Raw genomic sequence first — 25,816 nt, forward strand, 5'->3', positions numbered from 1 at the left:
CACCGTCCGCCATGCGTGATTCGATCTGTTCCGTCCACGACAGACCCACGCGAGCGGTGCCTCGCAGTCAGTGGGCCCCCGTAGGATGGACATCATGGCCAAGACCAGTACGACGACCCAGGGGCTGCGAGCGGCGATCGAGCGCAGCGGCTACTACCCGGCCCTCGTGGCCGAGGCGGTGGAGGCCGCGATCGGCGGCGAGACCATCCGGTCGTACCTGGTCCACCAGGAGACGACGTTCGACGCGAACGAGGTACGGCGGCACGTCACCGTGCTCGTCCTCACCGGCAACCGTTTCATCGTGAGCCACACCGACGAACAGAACGCGGACACCACGTCTCCGACGCCGTACGCCACGACCTCGACGGAGTCGGTCAAGCTCGGCCGGATCTCCTCGGTCGTCGTCAGCCGCGTCGTCGCGAACCCGGAGTCGTACACGCCCGGCACGCTGCCCCGCGAGGTGGTCCTGACCATCGGCTGGGGCGCCGTCTCCCGCATCGACCTGGAGCCGGCCGCCTGCGGTGACCCCAACTGCGAAGCGGATCACGGCTACACCGGCAGCTCGACGGCGGACGACCTGAGCCTGCGGGTCAGCGAGGCGGGGGACGGTCCGGAGACCGTCCGCCAGGCCCTCGCCTTCGCGCAGTCCCTCTCCGAGGCGACCGCGGACGTCGCCCGCTGATGGCCCTGCCCACCTGGGACCACCCGGAACCCCTCGCCATCGACTCCGCGCCCGTCCCCGAGTACGGCACCGGTTCGCTGGCCGACCTGCTGCCCACGCTCGCGGCCGGCATGTCCGTGCCCGGCGCGACCGCCGCCATACCCGAGCTGACCGCGGCCGACCGGAACTGCGTGTTCCTGATCGACGGTCTCGGCTGGGAGCAGCTCAAGGCTCACCCGGACGAGGCACCCTTCATGACGTCGCTCCTCGCGTCCTCGCGCGGCGGCACGGGGCGTCCGATCACCGCGGGCTATCCGGCCACCACCGCGACCTCCCTCGCCTCCGTCGGCACCGGCCTGCCCCCGGGCGCGCACGGCCTGCCCGGCTACACCGCGCGCAACCCCGCCACCGGCGAGCTGATGAACCAGCTCCGCTGGAACCCCTGGACCGAGCCGCGCGCCTGGCAGCCCTACCCCACGATCTTCCAGCTGGCCGACGCCGCGGGCGTGCACACCGCCCAGGTCTCCTCGCCGACCTTCCAGAGCACACCGCTGACGAAGGTCGCGCTGAGCGGCGGGACGTTCCACGGCCGGCTGTCCGGCGAGGAGCGCATGGACCTCGCCGCCGAGCAACTGGCGGCCGGGGACCGCTCCTTGGTCTACACGTACTACGCGGAGGTGGATGGCAAGGGCCACCGCTTCGGCGTCGACTCGGACCCCTGGCGCGGCCAGCTGATGTATGTCGACCGCCTGGTCCAGCGCCTCGCGGAGCAGCTGCCGCCGAGCTCGGCGCTGTACGTCACCGCAGACCACGGCATGATCGACATCCCGTTCGACGAGCAGCACCGCATCGACTTCGACGAGGACTGGGAGCTGCGCGCCGGAGTCGCCCTGCTGGGCGGCGAGGGTCGTGCCCGCCATGTGTACGCGGTCCCGGGCGCCGAGGTGGACGTGCTGACCTGCTGGCGCGAGGTCCTCGGCGAGCAGTTCTGGGTCGCCTCCCGTGACGAGGCGATCGACGCGGGCTGGTTCGGCCCGCGGGTCGACGATCGGGTGTACGCCCGGCTGGGTGACGTGATCGCGGCCGCCCGGGACGATGTGCTGATCACCGCCTCCGAGCGGGAGCCGAAGGAGTCGCTGATGGTCGGCAACCACGGCTCGATGACCCCGGCCGAGCAGCTGGTGCCCCTCCTCCAAGTACGCTCCTGACACCCTCCCCCCTCCTCCGTTGCCGAAAGGTACTCAACTCCCCATGCCCGAGCTGGTGTTCTTCTCCGGAACGATGGACTGCGGGAAGTCCACGCTGGCTCTCCAGATCGAGCACAACCGCTCGGCGCGGGGTCTGCAGGGCATGATCTTCACGCGCGACGACCGCGCGGGCGAGGGCAAGCTCTCCTCGCGTCTCGGCCTGGTCACCGACGCGGTCGAGGTGGCGGACGACCAGGACCTGTACGCCTATCTGGTCGACCACCTCTCGCAGGGCGGCCGGGCGGACTACGTGATCGCGGACGAGGCGCAGTTCCTGGCGCCTCCGCAGATCGACCAACTGGCCCGCGTGGTGGACGACCTGGGTGTCGACGTGTTCGCCTTCGGGATCACCACCGACTTCCGCTCCAAGCTCTTCCCGGGCTCCCAGCGCCTCGTCGAACTGGCCGACCGGGTCGAGGTCCTCCAGGTCGAGGCCCTGTGCTGGTGCGGCGCCCGCGCCACGCACAACGCCCGCACCGTGGGCGGCGAGATGGTCGTCGAGGGCGCCCAGGTCGTCGTCGGCGACGTCAACCAGCCCGAGAACATCGGCTACGAGGTCCTGTGCCGCCGGCATCACCGCCGCCGTATGACTGCCGCCACGGCCCATGCGAGCGCCCTGTCCCCGGACGTCCTGCCGATCGGCTCGGCCTGAAGCCCGTTCCCGGAGACCTGCGGCCGGAGGTCCGACGCCTGAGCCCGATGCCCGCCCCCGCGGCCGGCTCCCGGCGCCGGATCATCGGGCAGGACGGCTCACCGCGTCAGGTGACGGCATGGATCAGGGAGAACATCGCACCCTCCGGATCCGCCACCGTCGCCACGCGGCCGTACGGGGAGTCGTGGGCCTCCCGCAGGAGGTGCCCGCCGAGTTCCGTGACGCGGCGGACGGTGTCGTCCAGTTCTGCGGCCTCGAAGTACGTCAGCCAGTGCGGGCCCCGGTCGCGCGGCAGGGTGTTGCCGACGCCGTGGATGCCGGCCACCGGACGGCCGTCGATGTGCAGGGTCACGTAGTCGAAGTCGGCCGAGACGGCCGGCTCCAGTTCGTAGCCGAAGACCCCCTGGTAGAACTTGACGACGCTCTCGGTGTCGCGCGTCACGAGCTCGTTCCACGCCGGAGTGCCCGGCACTCCGGTGATCCCCGTGCCCAGATGGGCCGCCACCTGCCAGATGCCGAAGACGGCACCCGACGGGTCGGAGGCGATCGCCAGCCGGCCGGCCTCGGCGGCGTCGATCGGGCCCACGCCCACGGTGCCGCCGCTGTGCCGTACCGTCTCGGCGGTGTGGTCCACGTCGGCCGAGGCGAAATAGGGCGTCCAGGCGATCGGCAGATGCCGGTCGGGTGGCAACTGGCCGATCCCGGCCACCTCATGGCCGTCGAGAAGGGCCCGCGCGTACGGGCCGAGCTGCGGGGGGCCCGGCTGGAACTCCCAGCCGAACAGCGCTCCGTAGAAGTCCTGGGTCGCGGCCATCTCATGCACCATCAGGCTCACCCAGCAGGGTGTGCCGGGTGCGTGCCGAGCGTGCGTGGTGCCGTTCGGGCCGGCCGATTCCCGTGCCTCGGTCATCGTCACTCTCTTCTCGGCCCCTCGCGGTGGCCGGTCACCTTCCGCCTGCGAACACGCGTACTCAGTCGCGTGCGTGCACGCCCCGTGCCGATGTTCGCACCACCGGTCGTGCCGCGTGTCCGGGCCGCGCCGCCGTTGAGCGGTGCACGGCCGTAGGACGCCCGGTCCGCCGTTTCTCACCCGTTTCGGAGTGATTGCCGCGTGGTGTCCATCGGTTGTACAGCATGTGCCCGATCCCATACGCCTGGTGATCGGACCTGTCCGGCGGAGCAGAGTAGCCGGACATGGACGAAGCGGCCACCCCGTGCGCAAGGATGGTGTCCATGAACGCCATCATCACGGCACCCGAACTCGCGAGTGACCTGGCGGGGCCGAACCCGCCGGTCCTCCTCGACGTCCGCTGGCGGTTGGGCGGCCCCAACCTGCGCTCCGAGTACGAGAACGCGCACATTCCCGGTGCCGTCTTCGTCGATCTGGATTCCGAACTCGCTGGTCCGGCCGGTCCGGCAGGCCGGCATCCGCTTCCCGGCCCCGAGGTCTTTGGCGCGGCGATGCGGGCCGCGGGAGTGTCCGAGAACCGCGACGTCGTTGTGTACGACGGCGGGCAGGGCTGGGCCGCCGCGCGCGCCTGGTGGCTGCTGGGCTATTCGGGTCATCCGTCGGTACGCGTGCTTGACGGCGGGTTCGCCGCCTGGAGCGGACCGGTGTCCTCCGAGGTCCCCGAGCCGGTGCCCGGAACGTTCGTACCGGCGCCCGGCGCCCGGCCGTCGCTCGACGCGGACGGGGCCGCCGCGCTCGCCCGCACCGGACTGCTGCTGGATGCCCGAGCGGGGGAGCGGTACCGGGGCGACGTCGAGCCGATCGATCCGGTCGGCGGGCACATCCCTGGCGCCGTCTCCGCGCCGACCGCCGAGAACGTCACGGAGGACGGACGGTTCCTGCCCTCGGCCGAACTCGCCGACCGCTTCAAGTCCTTCGGTGTGACACCCGCGTCCGAGGTCGGCGTCTACTGCGGCTCCGGGGTCTCGGGCGCCCATGAGGTGCTGGCCCTCGCCGTGGCCGGCATTCCCGCGGCGCTGTACGTGGGTTCGTGGTCGGAGTGGTCCCAGGACGGGAACCGTCCGGTCGCGGTGGGCCCCGACCCGCAGTGACACCGACGGCGGCGCCCGCGACAGTCCCCGCAGCAACATCGGCCGTGCCGCCCGCAGTAGAACCCGCGGAGCCGCCCGCATTAGTACCTGTGGTGCCGCCTCTACGAGCGCCTGCGGTGCCGCTCACCATCACCTGCGGGTGCCCTCGGCAGTAGCACCTGCGGTGTGCCGCCTGGGCGGAGCCGTCGTGCGCCGGGGGCGGGCGTAGTGCCGGACGCGGGCGCCTGCCTCGCCGCCCGGTGCGCGACGAGGGGGCCCGCACCGGATCGGTGCGGGCCCCCTCGTCGTAGACCTGACTAGTCCTGCTTCTTCCGCCGTGTGCCGAAGACGATCTCGTCCCAGCTCGGGACCGCCGCCCTGCGGCCGGGACGGACGCCGTCGGCCTCGGCCTGGCGGTCGGTCGCCCCGACGAGCCGGTCGCGATGGCTGCCGACCGAGCGGGGCATGAGCACGTCCGCGTACGCGGAACCGGCACCCGCCGAGGCGGCGGGAGCCGGGGGCTCCTCCTCCTCGGGCTCGGGAACGGGCTCCTCGGCGGCGGGCCGCTCGGCGGGGGCGGGCCGCTCGGGCACCACCATGTCGCCCCGGAAGCTGGGCACCGCCTCCAGGAGGCTCGTCAGCGAGTCCCGGTCCTCGGTCTCCTCGACCGGTTCCGGGGTGGGCGAGGGCAGGCTCGGCCGTTCCATCTGCCGGTCCAGGGCGCGGTCCAGCGGACGGTCGCGGGGCAGCCGGGCGATCCGCGGTACGAACGGGAAGCTCGGCTCGGGCGCCGCGAGGTCGTCGGACTCGCCGATCAGCGAGCGCGCCTCGTCGTCGACGGCCTGGACGAGCCGCCGAGGCGGGTCGTACGTCCAACTCGCCGCGTGCGGTTCACCCGCGACGCGGTACACCAGCATGACTTCCCAGGTGCCGTCGTCGCGGCGCCACGAGTCCCACTGGACGGTGTCCTTCTCGGCACCCCGGATCGTCAGCCGTTCCTGAACGGCCTCACCGAGCTGGGGTCCGACGTTCTCGCCGGGGCGGCGCACGGGGGTCTTCCTGGCCCGCTCGGCCATGAAGGCACGCTCCGCCAGGACGGGACCCTCGAAGCGACGTACGCGATCGACGGGGATTCCGGCGAGCTGGGCGACTTCCTCCGCGGAAGCGCCGGCGCGTATACGCGCCTGGATGTCTCGGGGGCGGAGATGGCTCTCCACCTCGATCTCGATCTGGCCGAGGCGGGGACGGTCGCCGCGTACGGCGGCGCGCAGACGCTCGTCAATCGGAAGCGTGTACTCCGTACTGTCCGCAGCCTTCAGCACCAGCCGTGTGCCGTCGTTAGAGACGGCCACGACACGCAGTTCGGGCATGGGGACCTCCCGGGTGGTGCCTGCCGACGTCACGTGCGTCGCTGCTTCCGCTAGTCGAGTGTGGCCTGCCCGGGTGCAGCCTGCCACAACCTTGCCGAGTTGCCCGGCGTGTCGGGCGCGGGCCCGGGGTCGCCGTTATGGCACGGTTACCTGTTCGCAACGCTAAGTGACGAACTCCATCACCCTGTGCAACGAGCCCCCTCCCGGCGGTCCTGCAAGGCCCCGGACACCCTGGCGGGAGTCCGGACCCAGGGCTCGCAACAGTACTCCATTCGGGCCACTTGCGTGGATCGGCACGCCGCCCAACTTCGAGCGGGGGGTGCTAGTTGGCCGATCTCGAGGCCCTTTTGGCGGTCCTGGAACGTGGCACACTTCACGTAATCGGCAGAAACGGAACTAATCGTTTCGCCTGTACGTCCCTTTCTCGTGCAGTCGGTCGATCAAGTACGGGAAAGGCAGGCAAGGTCCGGGAATGCGTAAGAAGCCGGATGTCGGCGGCGAGCAGCCGGGTACCGACGTGGAACCGAGGAAGCGGCGGCTGGACCTGAGCGTCCCCCAAGTGGCGGGGAGCGCGGTGGCCGCGGTGGTCGCGGCGAAACTCGCGTCCTACTTCGGTGTGTACGGGACGATCCTGGGCGCCGGACTGGTCAGCGCCATCGCCACCTGCGGAGGAACGCTCTTCCAGCACTTCTTCAAGCGCACCGGCGAACAGATCCGTGACGTGAAGGTGCAGACGAAACCGAAGCCCCGGCAGATACCCGGTCCCCCGGGCGAGTTCACCGAGGGGACCGTCTACCGCGCGCGGGTCAGGAGCTGGAAGAGGCCGCTGGTCGCGACCGCTCTCGTCTTCGGCGTCACGATGGCCGGAATCACCACGTACGAAATGGTGTCGGGGCAGAGCTTCAGCGGCGACGGCACGAGCACGACGGTCGGCGACGCCTTCAAGGGGCACGGCGCCGGCTCGGGGAGCCCGGACCCGGGCAGGGCTCCGGCGACCGGGTCTTCGCCGTCCTCGGCCCCGGCCTCTCCCGAGGCGCCGGCGCCGTCCGCCGACAGCGGCGGCTCAGGTGATGTGGGCGGCGACGCCGGTGCTACGAACTCCGTGCCGACGCCGGGCGACAGCACGTCCTCGGGGCCGGAAACCGGGGACGGCACCCCGGCTCCCGCACCCAGCGCGACCGCTACGACCCCAGAACCCGCCGCAAGTAGTCATTCGCAAAGCGCCGATCCGGGTCGAGTCGATCCCTCAGCTCGGTGAACTCGCCGAAGCGCGGGTAGACCTTGGAGAAGTACTCCGCGTCACGCGTGTGCACCTTGCCCCAGTGCGGCCGTCCCTCGTGCGCGGTGAAGATCCGCTCGGCCGCGGTGAAGTACGCCTGATAGGGGGTACCCCTGAACATGTGGACGGCGATGTACGCACTCTCCCGTCCGGACGCCGTGGAGAGGGTGATGTCGTCCGCGGGCGCGGTCCGCACCTCCACGGGGAAGCTGACCCGCAGGGTCGAGCTGTCGACCATCGACTTCAGCTCGCGCAGCGTCTCGACGAGGGCCTCGCGCGGTACGGCGTACTCCATCTCCACGAACCGCACGCGGCGCGGAGAGGTGAACACCTTGTACGGAATGTCGGTGTAGGTCCGCGCGGACAGTGCGCGGCTGGAGAGTCCGGCGATCGACGGGATGGCCGCGGGCACGGCTCGGCCGAGCAGATTGGCCACCTGGAAGGCGCCGTTGGAGAGGAACTCGTCCTCGATCCAGCCGCGAATCGGTCCCACCGGGTTCTCGGGGCCCGCGCTGCGGTTGTTGCGCTTGGTGTTGCAGTTGCCGGTGTGCGGGAACCAGTAGAACTCGAAGTGCTCGTTCTCGGTGAAGAGTTCCTCGAAGTCGGCGGTGACCTTGTCGAAGGTCATCGGCTCCTCGCGGGCCGTGAGCAGGAAGACGGGCTCCACGGAGAAGGTGATCGCGGTGACGATTCCCAGGGCGCCGATGCCGATGCGGGCCGCGGCGAAGATCTCGGGGTTCTCGTTCTCGGAGCAGGACAGCACCGAGCCGTCCGCCGTCACCAGTTCGAGGCCCGTGATCTGCGCGGCGATCGAGGCCGAGTCCCGTCCGGTGCCGTGTGTTCCGGTGCTGGTCGCCCCCGAAACCGTCTGCTCCATGATGTCGCCCATGTTCGTGAGCGACAGACCCTCGCGGGCGAGGGCCATGTTGAGTCTCTTGAGCGGGGTGCCCGCCTCGACCGTGACCGTCATGGCCGCACGGTCGATCTTGCGGATCCCGGTCAACAGTTGAGGGCGGATCAATACGCCGTCGGTCGCCGCGGCGGCCGTGAAGGAGTGTCCGGTGCCGACGGCCTTCACCGTCAGGCCGTCCTCTGCCGCCTTCCGCACGGCGGCGGACAGTTCGTCGACCGAGGCAGGGGTGACCTCCCGTACGGGACGGGCGGTTACGTTCCCCGCCCAGTTACGCCACGTGCCGCTCTTCCCGCTCACTGTGGTGCTCATGAGACCCTCCCCGCTGCGGAACCGGCCTGCTGAGCCGGCGGTACCCGAGAAAACCGACCGCGACCGCGACGGCCCCGGACACCGCCGGAACCCCGTACCCGGCCTTCGCGCCGGCGGAGTCGATCACCCAGCCGGCCACGGAGGAACCGAGCGCGACCCCGACTGCGAGTCCTGTGCTCACCCAGGTCATGCCTTCGGTCAGTTTCGCGCGAGGTACGTGCTGTTCGATGAGGGACATCGTCGTGATCATCGTGGGAGCGATGGAGAGGCCCGCAACGAACAGCGCCACGGCCAGGAACGGCAAGTTTCCGACCAGTAGGAGGGGGATCATACTCACGGCCATCGCACATATGCCCAGCAGCCACCTGCCTTCGGCCGCCCCCTTGAAGTGCAGCAGCCCGAAGACGGCCCCCGCGAGGCAGGAGCCGGCCGCGTAGAGCGCCAGCACGATGCTCGCGGCGCCCTTGTGGCCCTGCTCCTCGGCGAAGGCCACGGTGACCACGTCGACGGCTCCGAAGATCGTCCCGGTCGCCACGAACGTGGCCACCAGGACCTGGAGTCCGGCCGAGCGGAGCGCCGAGCCGCCGCTGTGCTGCCCGCGCGGATGAGGCTGGGGCTCGGTGGCGCGCTGGGAGGTCAGCCAGAAGACTCCGGCCGCCAGGAAGCAGGCGGCGAGCAGCGGTCCGGCCTCCGGGAACCACACCGTGGACAGGCCGATCGAGATGATCGGCCCGAAGATGAAGCAGATCTCGTCCACCACGGACTCCAGGGAGTACGCGGTGTGCAGTTGCGGGGTGCCTCCGTAGAGGGCCGCCCAGCGGGCCCGGATCATCGCGCCGATGCTCGGGACGCAGCCGATGCCGGCCGCGCACACGAACAGCACCCAGTCCGGCCACTCGAAGTGCGCGGCGAGCAGCAGCCCCGCGGCCGCCGTGAGCGCGAAGAGCGTCACCGGGCGCAGGATCCGCCGCTGACCGTGCCGGTCCACCATCCGCGAGATCTGCGGGCCCATCGCCGCGGCCGCCAGCGCGATGGTCGCCGACAGAGCGCCGGCGAGGCCGTACCGCCCGGTCAGCTGGGAGATCATCGTGACGATGCCGATGCCCATCATGGACAGCGGCATCCTGCCGAGCAGCCCCGCTGTGGAGAAGCCCTTGGAGCCGGGGGCGGCGAACAGGGCACGGTACGGGCTGGGCACGAGGGTCTCCGTCGGCTCGGCTCGGCCCCTCCCCGACACCGTGGGCGGCCCGAACTTCGGTAAGGCGTGAAGCTGGCCGATACAGCTTACGTGTTAGGTGAACCTAACGCACCCCTCCGTACCCCTTCCGCACCCCGCTCCGACGAACCGCGCGCACCTCGTCACCCCGCCGGTTCTCGCCCGTCAGCGGCGGGTGGCAGGATCGGACACATGCCAGAAGCGCTCGATGCCACCCCCTACGACGCCCTGCTCCTGCTTTCATTCGGCGGTCCGGAGGGCCCGGACGAAGTGGTCCCGTTCCTGGAGAACGTGACACGGGGCAGGGGTATCCCCAAGGAACGGCTCAAGGAGGTCGGGCAGCACTACTTCCTGTTCGACGGGATCAGCCCCATCAACGACCAGAACCGCACCCTGCTCGACGCGCTGCGCAAGGACTTCACCGAGCACGGTCTGGATCTGCCGGTCTACTGGGGCAACCGCAACTGGGCGCCGTACCTGACCGACACACTGCGCGAGATGGCCGCCGACGGGCGTCGCCGGATCCTGGTGCTGGCCACCAGCGCGTACGCCTCGTACTCCGGCTGCCGGCAGTATCGCGAGGATCTGGCGGGGGCGCTGGCCGTTCTGGAGCGGGAGGGGCTGGAGCCGCCGAGGATCGACAAACTGCGGCACTACTTCAACCATCCCGGGTTCGTGGAGCCGATGACCGAGGGCGTCCTCACGTCGCTGGCCGAACTGCCCGAGGAGGTCCGGGCGGGCGCGCACCTGGCATTCACCACGCACTCGATCCCGATCGCCGCGGCGGACACCTCGGGCCCGGCCGAGGGACACGGCGACGGTGGCGCGTACGTCCGGCAGCATCTGGACGTGGCCCGGCTGATCGCGGAGGCGGTGCGTGAGGAGACCGGGATCGACCACCCGTGGCGGCTCGTCTACCAGTCTCGCTCCGGAGCCCCGCACATTCCGTGGCTGGAGCCGGACATCTGCGACCACCTGGAGGAGCTGCGCGGGGCCGGGGCGGAGTCGGCGGTGATGGTGCCGATCGGGTTCGTCTCGGATCACATGGAAGTCCTGTACGACCTGGACACCGAGGCGCGGGCGAAGGCGGAGGAGCTGGGGCTGCCGGTGCGCCGTTCGGCCACGGTGGGCTCCGACCCCCGGTTCGCCGCGGCGGTCCGTGACCTGGTGCTGGAGCGCGCCGCGGCCGAGAGCGGCCGACGGGTGACACGGTGTGCCCTGGGCGCGCTGGGAGCCAGTCATGACCTGTGCCCGGTGGGCTGCTGCCCGGCCCGCACACCCAAGCCCGCCGCCGCGGGCACCGACAGCCCCTACGCATGAGGAGCCCCGTGACCGAGCCTCTGCACACCGAACTCCTCCAGCTCGCGCACGAGGCCGCCCGCCGCGCGGGCGCGCTGCTGCGCGACGGCCGCCCGGCCGACCTCGCGGTCGCCGCCACCAAGTCCAGCCCGATCGACGTCGTCACCGAGATGGACATCGCCGCCGAGAAGCTGATCACCACGCTGATCGCCGAGCACCGCCCCCGTGACGGCTTCCTCGGCGAGGAGGGCGCCGCCATCGAGGGCACCAGCGGCATCCGCTGGATCGTCGACCCGCTCGACGGCACGGTCAACTACCTGTACGGGCTGCCGACCTGGGCGGTGTCCATCGCGGCCGAACAGGACGGCGAGACCGTCGTCGGCGTCGTGGCGGCACCGATGCGCGGCGAGACGTACCACGCGGTTCGCGGCCGGGGCGCCCGAGCCTCCGGCGCCTGGGTCGGCGAACGCCGGCTGGCCTGCCGCCCGTCGCCGCCGCTCGACCAGGCCCTCGTCGCGACCGGCTTCAACTACGTCACCGCGGTCAAGACCCGTCAGGCCGACGTGGTCCAGCGACTGATCCCGCTGGTGCGCGACATCCGGCGCTCCGGCTCGGCGGCGGTCGACCTGTGCGACGTCGCGGCCGGGCGTCTCGACGGCTACTACGAGCGCGGTCTGCACCCCTGGGACCTCGCGGCGGGGGACCTGATCGCCCGGGAAGCGGGCGCGGTGACCGGTGGACGCCCCGGAGAGCGCCCCGCGGGCGAGCTGACGGTGGCGGCCTCCCCAGGTGTCTTCGGACCTCTCCAGCGTCTCCTGGAGGACCTCGGCGCCTGGCACGACTGACGGCACGGCCGACGGCTGACCACCGGTAACCGGCGGCGTAGGCGGCGGACGGCGTAGGACGACGGCGGAGTGCAAAAACGGAGCGGGGCCCCGGTACTGGATCGATACCGGGGCCCCGCTCTCGTGCGTACTGATCAGACGCGCGTGGCGCCGACCTCCACACCGTGCTCTGCGGCAAGGCGGTGCAGGTCGTCCAGCTCGGCCTGCTCGACCTCCGCGAGGAAGTCGTCGCCTGTTTCGCGAGCCCGCGTCAGGTCGGACTCGGTCGCCCTTATGCGCTGCAGAAGTCCTGCGGTGAAAGCGTCCATGCTGCGCCCCCTCGTCCTGGGTCGTGGGTCGGGTGGCACGGGGGTGTGCCGATGGGAAGGGGCGATCACGTCTCTGAAGGGGTGCCCAGCGCTGCCCGGTCTGGGCGGCGACGGTGCCGGACACCCACGCCCGCTCTGCGGAAGCGGTTGGACGTACCACAATGTGGTTTGCCACATGCAGAGCGTGATCGCGGGGTGTAAAGCCGTCCTCCCCCCGCTCTCTTCCGTGGAAACCTCAACCCGACGAGAAAATCTCGCATTCCCGGTCCCCAGGACGGGCTTCCCTGGCGCCTTCACCCCGTCTTACAGCCGGTTTATGGCCGAAACGGGCAGGATGGAGCTCTCATCCGTGACGGACCTGCCCGCGTGGTGCCCTGAAACGTGCCCCGCCGGTGGACAGAGGGAAGGACAAGCGACGTGCGCGTACTCGTCGTCGAGGACGAGCAGCTGCTCGCCGATGCGGTGGCCACCGGACTGCGCCGGGAGGCCATGGCCGTCGACGTCGTGTACGACGGCGCGGCCGCGCTGGAGCGCATCGGGGTCAACGACTACGACGTGGTCGTTCTCGACCGAGACCTCCCGCTGGTGCACGGCGACGACGTCTGCCGCAAGATCGTCGAGCTCGGCCTGCCCACGCGCGTGCTGATGCTGACCGCCTCCGGCGACGTCAGCGACCGTGTCGAGGGCCTGGAGATCGGCGCCGACGACTACCTCCCCAAGCCGTTCGCGTTCAGCGAGCTGACCGCACGCGTGCGTGCCCTCGGACGTCGTACGAGCGTGCCGCTGCCGCCGGTCCTGGAGCGTGCGGGGATCAAGCTCGACCCCAACCGCCGCGAGGTCTTCCGCGACGGCAAGGAGGTCCAGCTCGCCCCCAAGGAGTTCGCCGTCCTGGAGGTGCTGCTGCGCAGCGAGGGCGCCGTCGTCTCCGCGGAGCAGCTCCTGGAGAAGGCCTGGGACGAGAACACGGACCCGTTCACCAACGTCGTGCGCGTGACCGTCATGACGCTGCGCCGCAAGCTCGGCGAGCCCGCCGTGATCATCACCGTGCCCGGCTCCGGGTACAGGATCTGATCCACCGTGGCCACCACCCCCGCGCCGCCCGCGGCGCCTCCGAAGCCCACCTGGGACCCCAGAAGGGCGGAGCCGCCGTTCCCCTGGCTGCGCCCCACGATCCGCATACGGCTCACGCTGCTGTACGGCGGCATGTTCCTGATCGCCGGCATCCTGCTGCTGTCGATCATCTACCTGCTCGCGGCGCAGGCGTTGAACGTGGGCAGCGAGCTCCCCTTCAAGATCATTTCGGGGCAGGTCGGCAGCAGCACCTGCAACCTTCCGTGGCGTCCCTCGTCGGACGAGCTCAACAAGGCGATCTACGACTGCGTGAACCAGCAGCGCCAGCACGCCCTGGACGACCTGCTCAGCCGCTCGCTGCTGGCCCTGCTCGGCCTCGCGATCATCGCCTTCGCGTTCGGCTACGCGATGGCGGGCCGCGTCCTTTCGCCGCTCGGCCACATCACCCGCACCGCGCGCGCGGTGGCCGGCTCCGACCTGTCCCGCCGGATCGAGCTGGACGGCCCGGACGACGAGCTGAAGGAGCTCGCGGACACCTTCGACGACATGCTGGAGCGGTTGCAGCGGGCCTTCACCGCCCAGCAGCGGTTCGTCGGGAACGCCTCGCACGAACTGCGCACCCCGCTCGCGATCAACCGCACGCTCCTTGAGGTGCACCTCTCCGGTCCGGGGGTGTCGACGGAGCTGCAGCAGCTGGGCAAGACGCTGCTCGCCACGAACGAGCGCAGCGAGCAGCTCGTCGAGGGCCTGCTGCTGCTCGCCCGCAGCGACAACCAGATCGTGGAGCGCAAACCGGTGGACCTCGCCGAGGTCGCCTCGCAGGCCGTCGACCAGGTCCACGCCGAGGCGGAGGCCAAGGGCGTGAAGATCCGCGGGCGGCGGTCCCCGGTGGTCGTCCAGGGCAACGGCGTCCTCCTGGAGCGCATCGCCCTGAACCTCGTCCAGAACGCCGTTCGGTACAACGTGGCGAAGGACGGCTGGGTCGAGGTCACGACGGACACGGAGCACGGCCGGGCGGTCCTGGAGGTGTCGAACACGGGACCGGTCGTTCCCGCGTACGAGGTCGACAATCTTTTCGAGCCCTTCCGGCGGCTGCGCACGGAGCGCACGGGCAGCGACAAGGGCGTGGGCCTCGGCCTGTCGATCGCCCGGTCGGTGGCCCGCGCACACGGAGGCCACATCGTCGCTCAGCCCCGTGAAGGGGGTGGGCTCGTGATGCGCGTCACCCTTCCCATCTGAGACCATGTCGCGGACACGCGGTGATGTTCGCTTTGCGCTGAATTTTCTGGTCACCCGCCCGAGTGAACCGTGTGTGATCGATCACAAGGGCGATTTTTGGTCCATCCACTCTCCGTGATCATGCAGACGGTCGGAAAGCCGGGAAAATCCGGGTTTTCGGGGGTCGTGATCACGGGAAGTACACGGTGGGGCGCCTTTGAAGTGCGGCGTCAGGACCGTGTACGGTCCGCTTCGCCATCCAAGCCGATCACTCTTGAGGGGTCCGGTTGGGTGTCGATTGAGTAACAGACCTTGATGTGAGGCAAAATCTCCGCCTCAGGTCGGGCACAAGTCCGGCCTCTCACGCGTTACGTGCGCTGGAGACACCAGCAGATACCCAGAGGGGGAGAGCGACAATGGCAACGGATTACGACACCCCGCGCAAGACCGACGACGACGTCGACTCGGACAGCCTTGAAGAACTGAAGGCTCGCCGGAACGACAAGTCGACTTCGTCTGTCGACGTAGATGAGTTCGAGGCCGCAGAAGGCCTGGAGCTGCCCGGTGCGGACCTCTCGAACGAGGAGCTGGCCGTCCGGGTGCTGCCCAAGCAGCAGGACGAGTTCACTTGCATGAGCTGCTTCCTGGTGCACCACCGCAGCCAGCTGGCCCGCGAGAAGAACGGTCAGCCGATCTGCCGCGACTGCGACTGAGGCAGGGTCGGCCGTGACTGGCTCGACCTCACCTTGGAAGCGCCGCCTCCCCTTCGGGGCGGCGGACGAAGGGTCCTTCAAGGGCCCTGAAGGCGTGCGTGACGACGAGCGGGGCTCTTCCGAACAGGGATCAGCCTCGCTCGACCGAGCGGGCGCCACAGACGGCCTGACGGCCCCCACGGACACTCCCGCGCCCGTCGCAAGGCGTCGCGCGGCGGCTGTCCGCGACGGGGTCAGGAGGGGCGTCACGAAGAGCGGTGTCCGGGTCAGGGCGGGCCTGGCGTATGTCACCGACCGAATCATCGACATCGCCCCGCGGGTTCCCGTGAGGGACCTCGCCACCCTCCGCAGACAGTTCCCGGGCCTCGGCCCCGAGGAGCTCGCGGACAAGCTCGTCACGGGCGCCGCCGCCGCGACGTCCACCGTCGGCGCCGGGATCGGCGCTGCCGCGATGCTGCCGGTGCCGCCCGCCATGCCCACGGAGCTGGCCGCGGAGATCACCGCCGTCGCGGCGATCGAGCTGAAGCTGATCGCCGAACTCCATGAGGTCTACGGTCTGCGTCCACCGGGCAACCTCAAGCAGCGGAGCACCGCTTATCTGAACTCCTGGTCGGGCGAGCGCGGTATCGACGTGGCCAAGCCCGTGACGATCAACGCCGCGCTGGGCGGCCAGATGAAGCGCGAGCTGCGCCAGCAGATCATGAAGCGAACGGTCCGGGATCTGCCCAACCTGATGCCGTTCATGGTCGGTGCGACGGTCGGGGCGGTGATGAACCGCCGCGACACCAAACGCGTGGCGGGCCACATCCGCAAGGACCTGCGCAAGATGCAGGTGCCGTGGGACGCGCTCCCGGAGCTGCCTCCGCTGGAGAAGCCGACGGATCCGGTACGGATCGGAGAGATCCCCACAGACCTGGGGCAGTGAGGCGGTGGGCCCGGGGCGCTGCGGCCGTTCGCGCCGCCGGGGGCCGCGACGGTCCGTCCGCGCCCGACCGCTTCCCTTCGCCGGTGGTCCGGCCCGGGTATCGCTCGCCGGACGCGAGCCGAACAGTCCCCGCGGGCGAAGCGCCACCGGCGACTTTGCTGTGTCCCGCGGGGTGCCGTGCTCGGGTGCCCTGACGGTGAGGGCGTGTCGGACCCACGTCCGCGGCGTGATCCGCACCCTGGCCGGTAGCCGGTAGCCGGTAGCCGGTAGCCGGTAGCCGGTAGCCGGTAGCCGGTAGCCGGTAGCCGGTAGCCGGTAGCCGGTAGCCGGTAGCCGGTAGCTCCTGGCTCCTAGTTCTGTGCGGGGCGGGCCGACGTCCGTGCCGTCTCCAGGGCGGCCACCAGGCGCTCCGGCTCCCGCGTCGACAGATAGAGGTAGGGCGTCGGGTCGGCCGGGTCCGTCACCTGGACGCGCAGCGCCGTGGGGATGTACGAGCGCAGGAGCATGAAGGCACGGGTGTCGGCCTTGTAGGTGCGCCAGGCGCGCGCCTCCTCCTGGTCCATGATCTCCGTGTCGCCGAGGGCCGAGACCGGGATCCTGGCGTCGCCGGCGATCAGCGAGTCACCGACCACGCGGATCCGGATCGAGCCGTACGCACTGGCCGCGACCGCCGAGACCGCGGTGCCGCCGACGAGCGCTCCGAGCATCGGCAGCGTGCCGAACGGGAGGAAGACCAGGGCCAGCGCGAGCCCGACCAGAAAGCTGATCGCCCACCACGACCGGGGTGCGGTGAGGCGTTCTTCGTACGGGGAGGCGGAGAGCTGCATGAGGCCAAGCTTGGCACGGTGCGAAGACTTGGTGGACGCGCGGGTAAGGTCTGCGGCTGTGAGTGGTACTTCCGCAGCTCTGACGCCTCCCGCCGACGCCGTCGCGCCGGTGCGGCACCCCGACGCGCCCGCCCCCGGAGAGCTCCTCGGAGCACACTACGAACAGTGTTTCGGGTGCGGTGGGGAGCAGCCCCACGGACTCCATCTGGAAGCCCGCGCGGGTGACGGGGTCCGGGTCACGGCCGAGTTCACCGTGCGGCCGGTGCATCAGGGCGCCCCCGGTCTGGCGCACGGCGGCGTTCTCGCCACCGCGCTCGACGAGACACTCGGATCGCTGAACTGGCTGTTGCGGACGATCGCCGTGACGGGACGCCTGGAGACCGACTTCCGGCGCCCCGTACCCGTCGACACCGTGCTGTATCTGGAGGCAGAGGTCACCGCGGTGGCCGGCCGGAAGATCTACTCCACCGCCACCGGGCGGATCGGCGGCCCCGACGGGCCCGTCGCCGTCACCGCCGACGCCCTCTTCGTCGAGGTGAAGGTCGACCACTTCATCGACAACGGCCGCCCGGAGGAGATCCGGGCCGCCATGAACGACCCGGATCAGATCCGGCGAGCCCGTGCCTTCGAGGTGAACCCGTGACCCGTAGTCCCGGGGCCCCTGAGCCCCGTCAAGAAGTCGATGTGCTGATCCGGCGAATCGATCCGGACGTCCCGCTTCCCGAGTACGCGCACCCCGGTGACGCGGGAGCCGATCTGCGCACCACCGAGAGCCGCGAGCTGAAGCCCGGTGAGCGGGCCGTGCTGCCGACGGGCGTGTCCATCGCGCTGCCCGAGGGGTACGCGGCCTTCGTGCACCCGCGTTCCGGCCTTGCCGCCCGCTGCGGCGTCGCCCTCGTGAATGCCCCGGGGACGGTGGATGCCGGGTACCGTGGGGAGATCAAGGTGATCGTGGTGAATCTCGATCCGCGCGAGTCCGTGCGGTTCGAGCGCTTCGACCGGATTGCTCAACTGGTCGTCCAGCAAGTCGAGAAGGTTCGCTTCCAGGAGGTGGCGGAACTTCCCGATTCGGCGCGGGCCGCAGGGGGCTTCGGGTCCACCGGCGGTCATGCCGCGGTGGACAGCACAACGGGTGGGAATCGATACGCGTCGGTCGTATCCGACCGGGAAGGACAGTGACGTGTTCGGACGTCGCAAGAAGGGCAGTGCCGCCGAGGACGCGGCGGGCGAGGCCGAGCAGGTCGTCGACGGCGTCGACACTGAGGCGGACGAGGACGGGGAGCGCGAGCGCGTGAGGCTCGAGCCCGAGCCGCGTCCTGATGGGCCCTGGGACAGTGAAGAGGTCCGTGACCCGGCCGAGGGCCGGGTGGACCTGGGCGGTCTTTTCGTGCCGGGAGTCGACGGCATGGAGCTGCGGGTCGAGGTCGCGGGCGACGCGATCGTCGCGGCGACCGTCGTCGTCAACGACAGCGCCGTGCAGCTCCAGGCCTTCGCCGCACCCAAGCGCGAGGGCATCTGGGGCGAGGTGCGCGAGGAGATCGCCTCCGGGATCACCCAGCAGGGCGGTGTCATCGACGAGGTCGAGGGCCCGCTGGGCTGGGAGCTGCGGGCGCAGGTACCGGTTCAGCTGCCGGACGGCACGGGTGGTTTCCAGGTCGTGCGATTCGTCGGCGTGGACGGTCCCCGCTGGTTCCTGCGCGGAGTGATCTCCGGCCAGGGCGCGGTGCAGCCGCAGGCCGCGGGCCTGCTGGAGCAGATCTTCCGGGACACGGTCGTCGTCCGCGGTGAGGGCCCGATGGCTCCGCGCGACCCGATCGTCCTGAAGCTGCCCAACGACGCGCAGATGGTCCCCGAGGGCGTTCAGCAGGAGGACCAGAGCGGCTCCCGCTTCTCCGGCGGCATGGGACAGCTGCAGCGTGGACCGGAAATCACCGAAGTCCACTAGTCGGTAAGTGGCCGAACAAAGCAGACAACAGGCGGGCTGCATCCCCAGAGGGTGCGGCCCTTTCCTGTGTGGAGGTTCCTTCGGGCGGACATCCCGCCAGGTTCTTGTATGTGAACAGTAGTTGAGCAGCGGGTCTTTCTTCAGGCCTTGACGGAAGCTTGGTCCGTACCTATGGTCACCGGCCAGCGAAGCTGTTCAGTATCCCATGCGTAGTTCACATACAAGAACGGATGGCTCTGCATGTCCGCCACCCCCACTCGGCATCGCCGCAGACGGCGCCCCGCTCTCCTCGTCACCGTCGCCGCCGCGACCGCCGCACTCGTGGCCACCCTCCTGTCCTGGCCCGGTGCGCACCCGGCCGAAGCGGCGCCCGCCACCTTCGTCCACCCCGGAGTCACCGTCTCCAGGGGGCAGCTGGACTTCGCCCGGACCGAGGTCCTGGCCGGCGCCCAGCCCTGGAAGGGCGCCTACGATCAGATGTTGGCGAGCAAGTACGCCTCGCTCACGCGCACCCCCACACCCCGCGCGACCGTCGAGTGCGGGTCGTACTCCAACCCGAACTACGGCTGCACCGACGAGCGCGAGGACGCGATAGCCGCGTACACCGACGCCCTCGCCTGGTACGTCACCCGCGACGACCGGTACGCCAAGAAGGCCATCGAGCTGATGGACGCCTGGTCCGCGGTGATCAAGGCGCACACCAACAGCAACGCGCCCCTGCAGACCGGCTGGGCCGGCTCCTCCTGGCCCAAGGCCGCCGAGATCATCAAGTACACGTACACCGGCTCCTGGGCGAACTCCGGCCGCTTCGCGACCATGCTGCGCGACGTCTACCTGCCGGAGATCATCAACGGCTCCAACTCCAACGGCAACTGGGAGCTGTCGATGATGGAGGCCGCGGTCGGCATCTCCGTCTTCCTGGAGGACAAGACGTCGTACGACAAGGCCATGGCGAAGTTCCGGACGCGTACGGCGGCGTACGTCTACCTCTCCACCGACGGCGCCGTGCCGAAGACGGTGCCGAGCCAGAACCTCGACACCACGGCGAAGATCGTCAGCTACTGGCAGGGGCAGTCCACCTTCGTCACCGGGCTCACCCAGGAGACCTGCCGCGACCTCACCCACACCGGGTACGGCATCTCGGCCATCTCGCACATCGCCGAGACCAGCCGCATCCAGGGGCAGGACCTGTACGGCACCGATGTCGGCGAGCGGCTGCGCCAGGCACTCGGCTTCCAGGCGAAATACCAGCTGGGCACGGCGGTGCCGAGCTGGCTGTGCGGCGGATCGCTGACCCTCGGACTCGGCCCGGTCACCGAGGTCGGCTACAACGCGCTGCACAACCGCCTGGGCGTCGCGATGACCAACACCCAGACGCTCACCCAGCAGAACCGCCCGGCCGGCAGCAACAACCTTTTCGTTGCCTGGGAGACGCTGACGCACGGCGACAATCCCGCGTGAACCGAACCCGGGGTCCCATCCGATGAACCATTGAGGGACCGGGCGTCCGGTCGCGACACCGACGCCCGGTCCACGAGGGATCACGGGGAGAGAATATGAGCCAGGCCGCCACCATGACCAGCATCGACACCAGCTCCAGCGCAAGCACCGACGTCAGTACCGACACCAGCTCCAGCATCAGTACCGACACCATGGTGCGCGTCGGGAACGTCCGTCGTTCTTACGGCACCCGAGTCGCCGCAGTGCACGCGCTGCGCGGGGTCTCCTTCGACGGAGGTCGGCCGTGCCCCGTTGGAACTGCCCTGCTGGAACTGCCCTGCACCGACGTCCGAAGTGAGCGGGTAACAGGGCTGGCCGCCACTCATGACGCGACCTTGCTCGACCTGGCAGACCTGGCCGGCCGGGTGCTGGAGCCGAGCGACGGGGAGATCGTCGAGCACAGAGGCCGCGCCCGGCTCCAGGGGGCGCCCCGGCGTACCGGGGTGGCGTACCGGGGTGGGGTGTGCGGCTCCCGTGCAGGCCGTTCGAGGCTGTTCGGGGCCATACCAGGATCGTGCGGAGAGGCGCGCGGTGTCGTGCGGGACCCCGCGAGGCCGTGTGGAACCGTGCGGGGTCGTGCGGGGCATCAGGGTTGCGTCAAAGACGTTCCCCGGCCGGCCACTCGTCCCTTTCGTCGGGAATCTTGGCCGTAAGGTCGACGCTGCGTACACAGCGGTGACAGGAAGACAATAGGCCTCATGGGACGCGGCAAGCTTCGGATCTACCTCGGTGCGGCACCGGGCGTCGGCAAGACGTACGCGATGCTCTCCGAGGCGCATCGCCGCGTCGAACGCGGGACGGACTGCGTGGTGGCGTTCGTCGAGCACCATCACCGGCCGCGCACCGAAGTGATGCTGCACGGTCTGGAGCAGGTGCCGCGCAAGGAGCTGGAGTACCGGGGCGGCGTCTTCACCGAGATGGACGTCGACGCCGTGCTCCGGCGCGCCCCGGCCGTCGCCCTGGTGGACGAACTGGCGCACACCAATGTGCCCGGCTCCCGCAACGACAAGCGCTGGCAGGACGTGGAGGAGCTGCTCGCCGCCGGCATCGACGTCGTCTCCACCGTCAACATCCAGCACCTGGAGTCACTGGGCGATGTCGTCGAGTCGATAACGGGCGTACGGCAGCGCGAGACCGTGCCGGACGAGGTGGTGCGGCGGGCGGACCAGATCGAGCTGGTCGACATGTCGCCGCCCGCGCTGCGCCGCCGGATGGCGCACGGCAACATCTACAAGCCCGACAAGGTCGACGCGGCCCTGTCCAACTACTTCCGTCCGGGCAATCTCACGGCCCTGCGCGAGCTCGCGCTGCTGTGGGTCGCCGACCGGGTCGACGAATACCTCACCGAGTACCGCAGCGAGCACCGGGTCTCCAAGATCTGGGGTTCCCGGGAGCGGATCGTCGTCGGACTCACCGGCGGTCCCGAAGGCCGAACCCTGATTCGCCGGGCCGTACGCCTCGCCGAGAAGGGCGCGGGCGGCGAGGTCATGGCCGTCTACATCGCCCGCAGCGACGGGCTCACCTCCGCCTCACCGAAGGAACTGGCCGTCCAGCGCACCCTCGTGGAGGACCTCGGCGGCACCTTCCACCACGTGGTCGGCGACGACATACCCGCCTCCCTGCTGGACTTCGCGCGCGGAGTCAACGCCACCCAGATCGTGCTCGGCTCCTCCCGCCGCAAGACCTGGCAGTACGTCTTCGGGCCGGGTGTCGGCACCACGGTCGCCCGGGAGTCCGGCCCCGACCTGGACGTCCACATCGTGACCCACGAAGAGGTCGCCAAGGGGCGCGGCCTGCCGGTGGCGCGCGGGGCACGGCTCGGGCGCTCCCGGATCATCTGGGGCTGGGCGATCGGCGTGGGTGGCCCCGTGGTCATGGCGCTCCTGCTGAACACCATCGACCTCGGGCTCGCCAACGACATGCTGCTGTTCCTGGCGGTGACGGTCGCGGCCGCTCTGCTCGGCGGCCTGCTCCCGGCCCTCGCCTCGGCAGCCTTCGGCTCCCTGCTGCTGAACTACTTCTACACACCGCCCCTGCACCGGCTGACCATCGCCGACCCGAAGAACATCGTCGCGATCGTGATCTTCGTGGGCGTCGCCGTCTCCGTGGCGTCGGTGGTGGATCTCGCGGCCCGCCGCACCCACCAGGCGGCGCGGCTGCGGGCCGAATCGGAGATCCTCTCCTTCCTGGCGGGCAGTGTGCTGCGCGGCGAGACCAGCCTGGAAGCCTTGCTGGAGCGGGTCCGGGAGACGTTCGGGATGGAGTCGGTCGCGCTCCTGGAGCGGGCCGGCGACGTCGACCCGTGGACGTGTGCGGGCAGCGTCGGACCAGAACCCTCGACCCGCCCCGAGGACGCCGACGTCGACATGCCCGTCGGTGACCACATGGCGCTCGCCCTGGCCGGACGGGTGCTGCCCGCCTCCGACCGCCGGGTGCTGGCCGCCTTCGCCGCGCAGGCCGCGGTGGTCCTGGACCGCCAGCGCCTCCAGTACGAGGCGGACCAGGCCAACGAACTGGCCGAGGGCAACCGCATCCGCACCGCCCTGCTGGCCGCCGTGAGCCACGACCTGCGCACCCCGCTCGCCGGGATCAAGGCGGCGGTGTCGTCCCTGCGCTCCGACGACGTGGCCTGGTCCGAAGAGGACCGGGCCGAGCTCCTCGAAGGCATCGAGGACGGCGCCGACCGACTCGACCACCTGGTGGGCAACCTGCTGGACATGTCCCGGCTCCAGACCGGCACCGTCACCCCGCTGATCCGGGAGATCGACCTCGACGAGGTCGTCCCGATGGCGCTCGGTGGCGTCCCCGAGGACAGCGTGGACCTGGAGATCCCGGAGAGCCTGCCGATGGTCGCCGTCGACGCCGGGCTGCTGGAGCGTGCCGTCGCCAACCTCGTCGAGAACGCCGTCAAGTACAGCCCCGTCGACGAACGGGTCCTGGTCGCCGCGAGCGCCATCGCCGACCGGGTGGAGGTACGCGTCGTGGACCGCGGCCCCGGCGTCCCGGACGACGCCAAGGACCGCATATTCGCGCCCTTCCAGCGCTACGGAGACGCCCCGCGCGGCACCGGCGTGGGCCTCGGCCTCGCGGTCGCCCGCGGCTTCGCCGAGGCGATGGGCGGCACCCTCACCGCCGAGGACACTCCCGGCGGCGGACTCACCATGGTGCTCACGGTACGGGCGGTGGACCGCCGGCCCGACCTGGCCGTCCGATCAGCAATGGCAGAAAGGCAGGCCTCATGACCCGGGTCCTCGTGGTCGACGACGAGCCGCAGATCACCCGAGCCCTCGTGATCAACCTGAAGGCACGCAAGTACGAGGTCGACGCGGCCCCCGACGGAGCCACCGCGCTCCAGCTCGCCGCCGCCCGTCACCCCGACGTCGTCGTGCTCGACCTCGGCCTCCCGGACATGGACGGGGTCGAGGTGATCAAGGGGCTGCGCGGCTGGACCCGGGTGCCGATCCTGGTGCTGTCCGCCCGGCACTCCTCCGACGAGAAGGTCGAGGCGCTCGACGCCGGCGCCGACGACTACGTCACCAAGCCGTTCGGCATGGACGAGCTGCTCGCCCGGCTGCGCGCCGCCGTCCGCCGCGCGGAGCCCACCGGGGGCGGTGAGGACGACGTGATCGTGGAGACCGCCGGGTTCACCGTCGACCTGGCGGCGAAGAAGGTGCACCGCGACGGGCGGGACGTCCGCCTCACCCCCACGGAGTGGCACCTGCTGGAGGTCCTGGTCCGCAGCACGGGCCGGCTGGTCAGCCAGAAGCAGCTGCTCCAGGAGGTCTGGGGACCGTCGTACGGGACGGAGGCGAACTACCTGCGGGTCTACATGGCTCAGCTGCGCCGCAAGCTGGAGGCGGACCCTTCGCACCCGAAGCACTTCATCACCGAGCCGGGGATGGGGTACCGGTTCGAGCGATGACGCGAGCACGCGTGCGGCCGCAGCACATGCGCGGCCGCGGCGACGCGTGTGCACCGGCCACGGCGACGCGCGTGCACCCGACACGAGCGGGGGTGCGTGTACCCGGTACGAGTGCGGGTGCCGGTCTGAGGGATGGCGTGCGCACCGGCCCGAGCGAGGGTGTGCCGCGCTGTCTCGCGAGTGACGACGTGTGTCACGAGTGAGGGTGCGCGTGCCGGTTCGAGGGATGACGTGTGTCACCGGTGCGTGTGACGGTGTGAGGGCCGGTTCGAAAGGGTTTCGAGAGGGCGGGGCGACCGTCGGATCGAGCCGGGTTCGTGCCCGGTTCGGGTGACGGTGCCGCGGGTACGTAGCTGTCAGCGCCCCCGGTACGCTTTCGGTATGAGTGCTGTTCCTCGTTCCGAAAAGCCGGCGGGCCGCTTCCGGCGCATGATGGACCGGCTCTCCTCGTCCCAGGAGGACCTGGAGTCCGAGGAGCTGCGGGAGGACGCCGCGACCGCGGGCTGCACCCGTATCGGTGACTGCCACGACCGGCAGATAGTCACGGTTACTGGTACCTTGCGCACGGTCACTCTGCGGCCGCGGGCCGGTGTCCCGGCCCTGGAGGCCGAGCTGTTCGACGGCTCGGCCGCCCTGGACGTGGTCTGGCTCGGCCGCCGTTCCATTGTCGGCATCGAGCCCGGACGCAAGCTGATCGCCTCGGGCCGTATCTCGATGAGCCGGGGCCGTAGGGTGTTGTTCAATCCGAAGTACGAACTCAGACCCCTCGGACGGGAGTAGCCGGTGACGTCGCTCGACAAGCCGACCGAAGACGCCCAGGACGCCCAGCGGGATGCACGGGCGGTGACCGAGGCCGCACTCTTCGAGGCGTTCGGCGGCGTGCGGGGCATGGTCGAAACGGTGGTGCCGGGCCTGCTCTTCGTCACCATCTTCACGATCAACAAGGATCTGCACTGGTCGGCGATCGCCGCCCTCGCCGTCTCCCTGCTGCTCGTCGCGGTCCGCCTGGTGCGGCGCGACACCGTGAAGCACGCCTTCAGCGGTGTCTTCGGCGTCGCCTTCGGTGTGGTCTTCGCGATGATGACGGGCAACGCGAAGGACTTCTACCTGCCCGGCATGCTCTACACGCTCGGGCTCGCCGTCGCCTACATCGTCACCACCCTCGTGGGCGTCCCGCTGATCGGCCTGATGCTCGGCCCGGTCTTCAAGGAGAACCTCTCCTGGCGCACCCGCAACCCCGGCCGGAAGAAGGCCTACACGAAGGCCAGTTGGGCCTGGGGCCTGATCCTGCTCGCCAAGTGCGCGGTGCTCTTCCCGCTCTACTGGTGGGGCGACACCACCCAGTTCGGCTGGGTCCTGATCGCCCTGAAGATCCCGCCGTTCCTGCTCGCCGTCTGGCTCACCTGGGTCTTCCTGGCCAAGGCGCCGCCGCCCATCGACGTGTTCGCGGAGATGGAGGCCGAGGAGCAGGCGGAGAAGGAGCGCAAGGCAGCCCTGGCGAATGAGCGCGGCGAGACCGCGACCCCGGCCCGGCACCGCCGCGAGGCGTAAGACTT

The 25,816-nt window shown here is 70.3% G+C and carries 25 protein-coding genes and 1 pseudogene; 20 read left to right on the forward strand and 6 right to left on the reverse strand.

From position 1 onward, the window contains the following. The first annotated feature begins 94 nt into the window (after nucleotides 1-94). The 3 genes from N4G66_RS31535 to N4G66_RS31545 are packed head-to-tail and all read left to right on the forward strand — an operon-like array spanning nucleotide 95 to nucleotide 2,560. A complete protein-coding gene (locus N4G66_RS31535; RefSeq protein WP_261707673.1) occupies nucleotides 95-682 on the forward strand; it encodes a DUF5998 family protein in 588 nt (195 codons plus the stop codon). After that, nucleotides 682-1,869 (forward strand): alkaline phosphatase family protein, encoded by a 1,188-nt coding sequence (locus N4G66_RS31540; protein WP_261707674.1) that lies wholly within the window; start codon nucleotides 682-684, stop codon nucleotides 1,867-1,869. The genes N4G66_RS31535 and N4G66_RS31540 overlap by 1 nt, the downstream gene beginning before the upstream one ends. Before the next feature lie 43 nt (nucleotides 1,870-1,912). Next, on the forward strand, nucleotides 1,913-2,560 hold the full coding sequence (locus N4G66_RS31545) for a thymidine kinase (RefSeq protein WP_261707675.1): 648 nt from the start codon (nucleotides 1,913-1,915) through the stop codon (nucleotides 2,558-2,560). 106 nt (nucleotides 2,561-2,666) lie between these two features. On the opposite strand, the gene N4G66_RS31550 is transcribed toward N4G66_RS31545, so the two are convergent. Then, entirely contained in the window at nucleotides 2,667-3,470 is an 804-nt protein-coding gene (locus N4G66_RS31550) for a VOC family protein (protein ID WP_261707676.1), read from the reverse strand. 323 nt (nucleotides 3,471-3,793) lie between these two features. On the opposite strand from N4G66_RS31550, the gene N4G66_RS31555 reads away from it, so the two are divergent. After that, complete coding sequence (locus tag N4G66_RS31555) at nucleotides 3,794-4,621, forward strand: sulfurtransferase (protein ID WP_261707677.1); 828 nt, start codon at nucleotides 3,794-3,796, stop codon at nucleotides 4,619-4,621. A 296-nt stretch (nucleotides 4,622-4,917) separates the two neighbouring features. On the opposite strand, the gene sepH is transcribed toward N4G66_RS31555, so the two are convergent. Then, nucleotides 4,918-6,003, reverse strand: coding sequence for a septation protein SepH (sepH, locus tag N4G66_RS31560; protein WP_261707678.1), 1,086 nt, complete (start codon nucleotides 6,001-6,003; stop codon nucleotides 4,918-4,920). A 439-nt stretch (nucleotides 6,004-6,442) separates the two neighbouring features. Here sepH and N4G66_RS31565 point away from each other — a divergent pair, with 439 nt between their 5' ends. Beyond that, nucleotides 6,443-7,228 carry a hypothetical protein gene (locus N4G66_RS31565; RefSeq protein WP_261707679.1) on the forward strand — a complete coding sequence of 262 codons (786 nt, stop codon included), beginning with the start codon at nucleotides 6,443-6,445 and terminating at the stop codon, nucleotides 7,226-7,228. Here the strand turns inward: N4G66_RS31565 and N4G66_RS31570 are convergent. Together N4G66_RS31570 and N4G66_RS31575 are read right to left on the reverse strand one after the other, a co-directional pair. After that, nucleotides 7,152-8,471, reverse strand: coding sequence for a D-arabinono-1,4-lactone oxidase (locus N4G66_RS31570; RefSeq protein WP_261707680.1), 1,320 nt, complete (start codon nucleotides 8,469-8,471; stop codon nucleotides 7,152-7,154). The genes N4G66_RS31565 and N4G66_RS31570 overlap by 77 nt on opposite strands. Then, nucleotides 8,431-9,669: an MFS transporter gene (locus tag N4G66_RS31575; RefSeq protein ID WP_261707681.1), complete on the reverse strand. Its 1,239-nt coding sequence runs from the start codon at nucleotides 9,667-9,669 to the stop codon at nucleotides 8,431-8,433. The genes N4G66_RS31570 and N4G66_RS31575 overlap by 41 nt, the downstream gene beginning before the upstream one ends. Before the next feature lie 210 nt (nucleotides 9,670-9,879). Here N4G66_RS31575 and N4G66_RS31580 point away from each other — a divergent pair, with 210 nt between their 5' ends. Both N4G66_RS31580 and N4G66_RS31585 read left to right on the forward strand, forming a co-directional pair. After that, nucleotides 9,880-11,007 (forward strand): ferrochelatase, encoded by a 1,128-nt coding sequence (locus N4G66_RS31580; RefSeq protein ID WP_261707682.1) that lies wholly within the window; start codon nucleotides 9,880-9,882, stop codon nucleotides 11,005-11,007. Between the two features lie 8 nt (nucleotides 11,008-11,015). Continuing rightward, nucleotides 11,016-11,831 (forward strand): inositol monophosphatase family protein, encoded by an 816-nt coding sequence (locus tag N4G66_RS31585; RefSeq protein WP_261707683.1) that lies wholly within the window; start codon nucleotides 11,016-11,018, stop codon nucleotides 11,829-11,831. A gap of 134 nt (nucleotides 11,832-11,965) precedes the next feature. Here the strand turns inward: N4G66_RS31585 and N4G66_RS31590 are convergent, their stop codons facing one another. Continuing rightward, on the reverse strand, nucleotides 11,966-12,139 hold the full coding sequence (locus N4G66_RS31590; RefSeq protein ID WP_167459062.1) for a hypothetical protein: 174 nt from the start codon (nucleotides 12,137-12,139) through the stop codon (nucleotides 11,966-11,968). A 417-nt stretch (nucleotides 12,140-12,556) separates the two neighbouring features. Here N4G66_RS31590 and N4G66_RS31595 point away from each other — a divergent pair, with 417 nt between their 5' ends. The 4 genes from N4G66_RS31595 (at nucleotide 12,557) to N4G66_RS31610 (ending at nucleotide 16,066) form a co-directional block, all read left to right on the forward strand. Beyond that, nucleotides 12,557-13,210 carry a response regulator transcription factor gene (locus tag N4G66_RS31595; protein ID WP_261707684.1) on the forward strand — a complete coding sequence of 218 codons (654 nt, stop codon included), beginning with the start codon at nucleotides 12,557-12,559 and terminating at the stop codon, nucleotides 13,208-13,210. A gap of 6 nt (nucleotides 13,211-13,216) precedes the next feature. Continuing rightward, the gene (locus N4G66_RS31600) at nucleotides 13,217-14,449 is read left to right on the forward strand and encodes a sensor histidine kinase (RefSeq protein ID WP_261707685.1); all 1,233 of its coding nucleotides are present in this window, start codon (nucleotides 13,217-13,219) and stop codon (nucleotides 14,447-14,449) included. Nucleotides 14,450-14,844: 395 nt separating this feature from the next. Next, on the forward strand, nucleotides 14,845-15,141 hold the full coding sequence (locus tag N4G66_RS31605) for a DUF4193 domain-containing protein (RefSeq protein WP_003997302.1): 297 nt from the start codon (nucleotides 14,845-14,847) through the stop codon (nucleotides 15,139-15,141). A gap of 13 nt (nucleotides 15,142-15,154) precedes the next feature. Beyond that, nucleotides 15,155-16,066: a hypothetical protein gene (locus tag N4G66_RS31610; protein WP_261707686.1), complete on the forward strand. Its 912-nt coding sequence runs from the start codon at nucleotides 15,155-15,157 to the stop codon at nucleotides 16,064-16,066. Between the two features lie 350 nt (nucleotides 16,067-16,416). Here the strand turns inward: N4G66_RS31610 and N4G66_RS31615 are convergent, their stop codons facing one another. After that, on the reverse strand, nucleotides 16,417-16,893 hold the full coding sequence (locus N4G66_RS31615; protein WP_261707687.1) for a DUF3093 domain-containing protein: 477 nt from the start codon (nucleotides 16,891-16,893) through the stop codon (nucleotides 16,417-16,419). A gap of 58 nt (nucleotides 16,894-16,951) precedes the next feature. On the opposite strand from N4G66_RS31615, the gene N4G66_RS31620 reads away from it, so the two are divergent. The 9 genes and pseudogenes from N4G66_RS31620 (at nucleotide 16,952) to N4G66_RS31660 (ending at nucleotide 25,811) form a co-directional block, all read left to right on the forward strand. After that, nucleotides 16,952-17,536, forward strand: a complete 585-nt coding sequence (locus N4G66_RS31620) for a PaaI family thioesterase (RefSeq protein WP_261707688.1) — start codon at nucleotides 16,952-16,954, stop codon at nucleotides 17,534-17,536. Nucleotides 17,537-17,577: 41 nt separating this feature from the next. Continuing rightward, nucleotides 17,578-18,072 carry a dUTP diphosphatase gene (dut, locus tag N4G66_RS31625; protein WP_261707689.1) on the forward strand — a complete coding sequence of 165 codons (495 nt, stop codon included), beginning with the start codon at nucleotides 17,578-17,580 and terminating at the stop codon, nucleotides 18,070-18,072. Between the two features lies 1 nt (nucleotide 18,073). Beyond that, complete coding sequence (locus N4G66_RS31630) at nucleotides 18,074-18,838, forward strand: DUF3710 domain-containing protein (RefSeq protein WP_261707690.1); 765 nt, start codon at nucleotides 18,074-18,076, stop codon at nucleotides 18,836-18,838. 240 nt (nucleotides 18,839-19,078) lie between these two features. After that, nucleotides 19,079-20,299: an alginate lyase family protein gene (locus N4G66_RS31635; RefSeq protein WP_261707691.1), complete on the forward strand. Its 1,221-nt coding sequence runs from the start codon at nucleotides 19,079-19,081 to the stop codon at nucleotides 20,297-20,299. A gap of 191 nt (nucleotides 20,300-20,490) precedes the next feature. Continuing rightward, a pseudogene (locus tag N4G66_RS46020) lies at nucleotides 20,491-20,571 on the forward strand (ABC transporter ATP-binding protein); the annotation flags it as partial. Nucleotides 20,572-21,036: 465 nt separating this feature from the next. Next, the gene (locus N4G66_RS31645) at nucleotides 21,037-23,580 is read left to right on the forward strand and encodes a sensor histidine kinase (protein ID WP_261707692.1); all 2,544 of its coding nucleotides are present in this window, start codon (nucleotides 21,037-21,039) and stop codon (nucleotides 23,578-23,580) included. Next, nucleotides 23,577-24,260 carry a response regulator gene (locus N4G66_RS31650; RefSeq protein ID WP_261707693.1) on the forward strand — a complete coding sequence of 228 codons (684 nt, stop codon included), beginning with the start codon at nucleotides 23,577-23,579 and terminating at the stop codon, nucleotides 24,258-24,260. The genes N4G66_RS31645 and N4G66_RS31650 overlap by 4 nt, the downstream gene beginning before the upstream one ends. A gap of 381 nt (nucleotides 24,261-24,641) precedes the next feature. Next, a complete protein-coding gene (locus tag N4G66_RS31655) occupies nucleotides 24,642-25,040 on the forward strand; it encodes an OB-fold nucleic acid binding domain-containing protein (RefSeq protein ID WP_261707694.1) in 399 nt (132 codons plus the stop codon). A 3-nt stretch (nucleotides 25,041-25,043) separates the two neighbouring features. Next, nucleotides 25,044-25,811, forward strand: a complete 768-nt coding sequence (locus N4G66_RS31660) for a DUF3159 domain-containing protein (RefSeq protein ID WP_261707695.1) — start codon at nucleotides 25,044-25,046, stop codon at nucleotides 25,809-25,811. Nucleotides 25,812-25,816: the final 5 nt, after the last annotated feature.

Origin of the sequence: Streptomyces rhizosphaerihabitans (assembly GCF_025399795.1) — a bacterium.
Taxonomy (GTDB): Bacteria; Actinomycetota; Actinomycetes; order Streptomycetales; family Streptomycetaceae; genus Streptomyces; species Streptomyces rhizosphaerihabitans.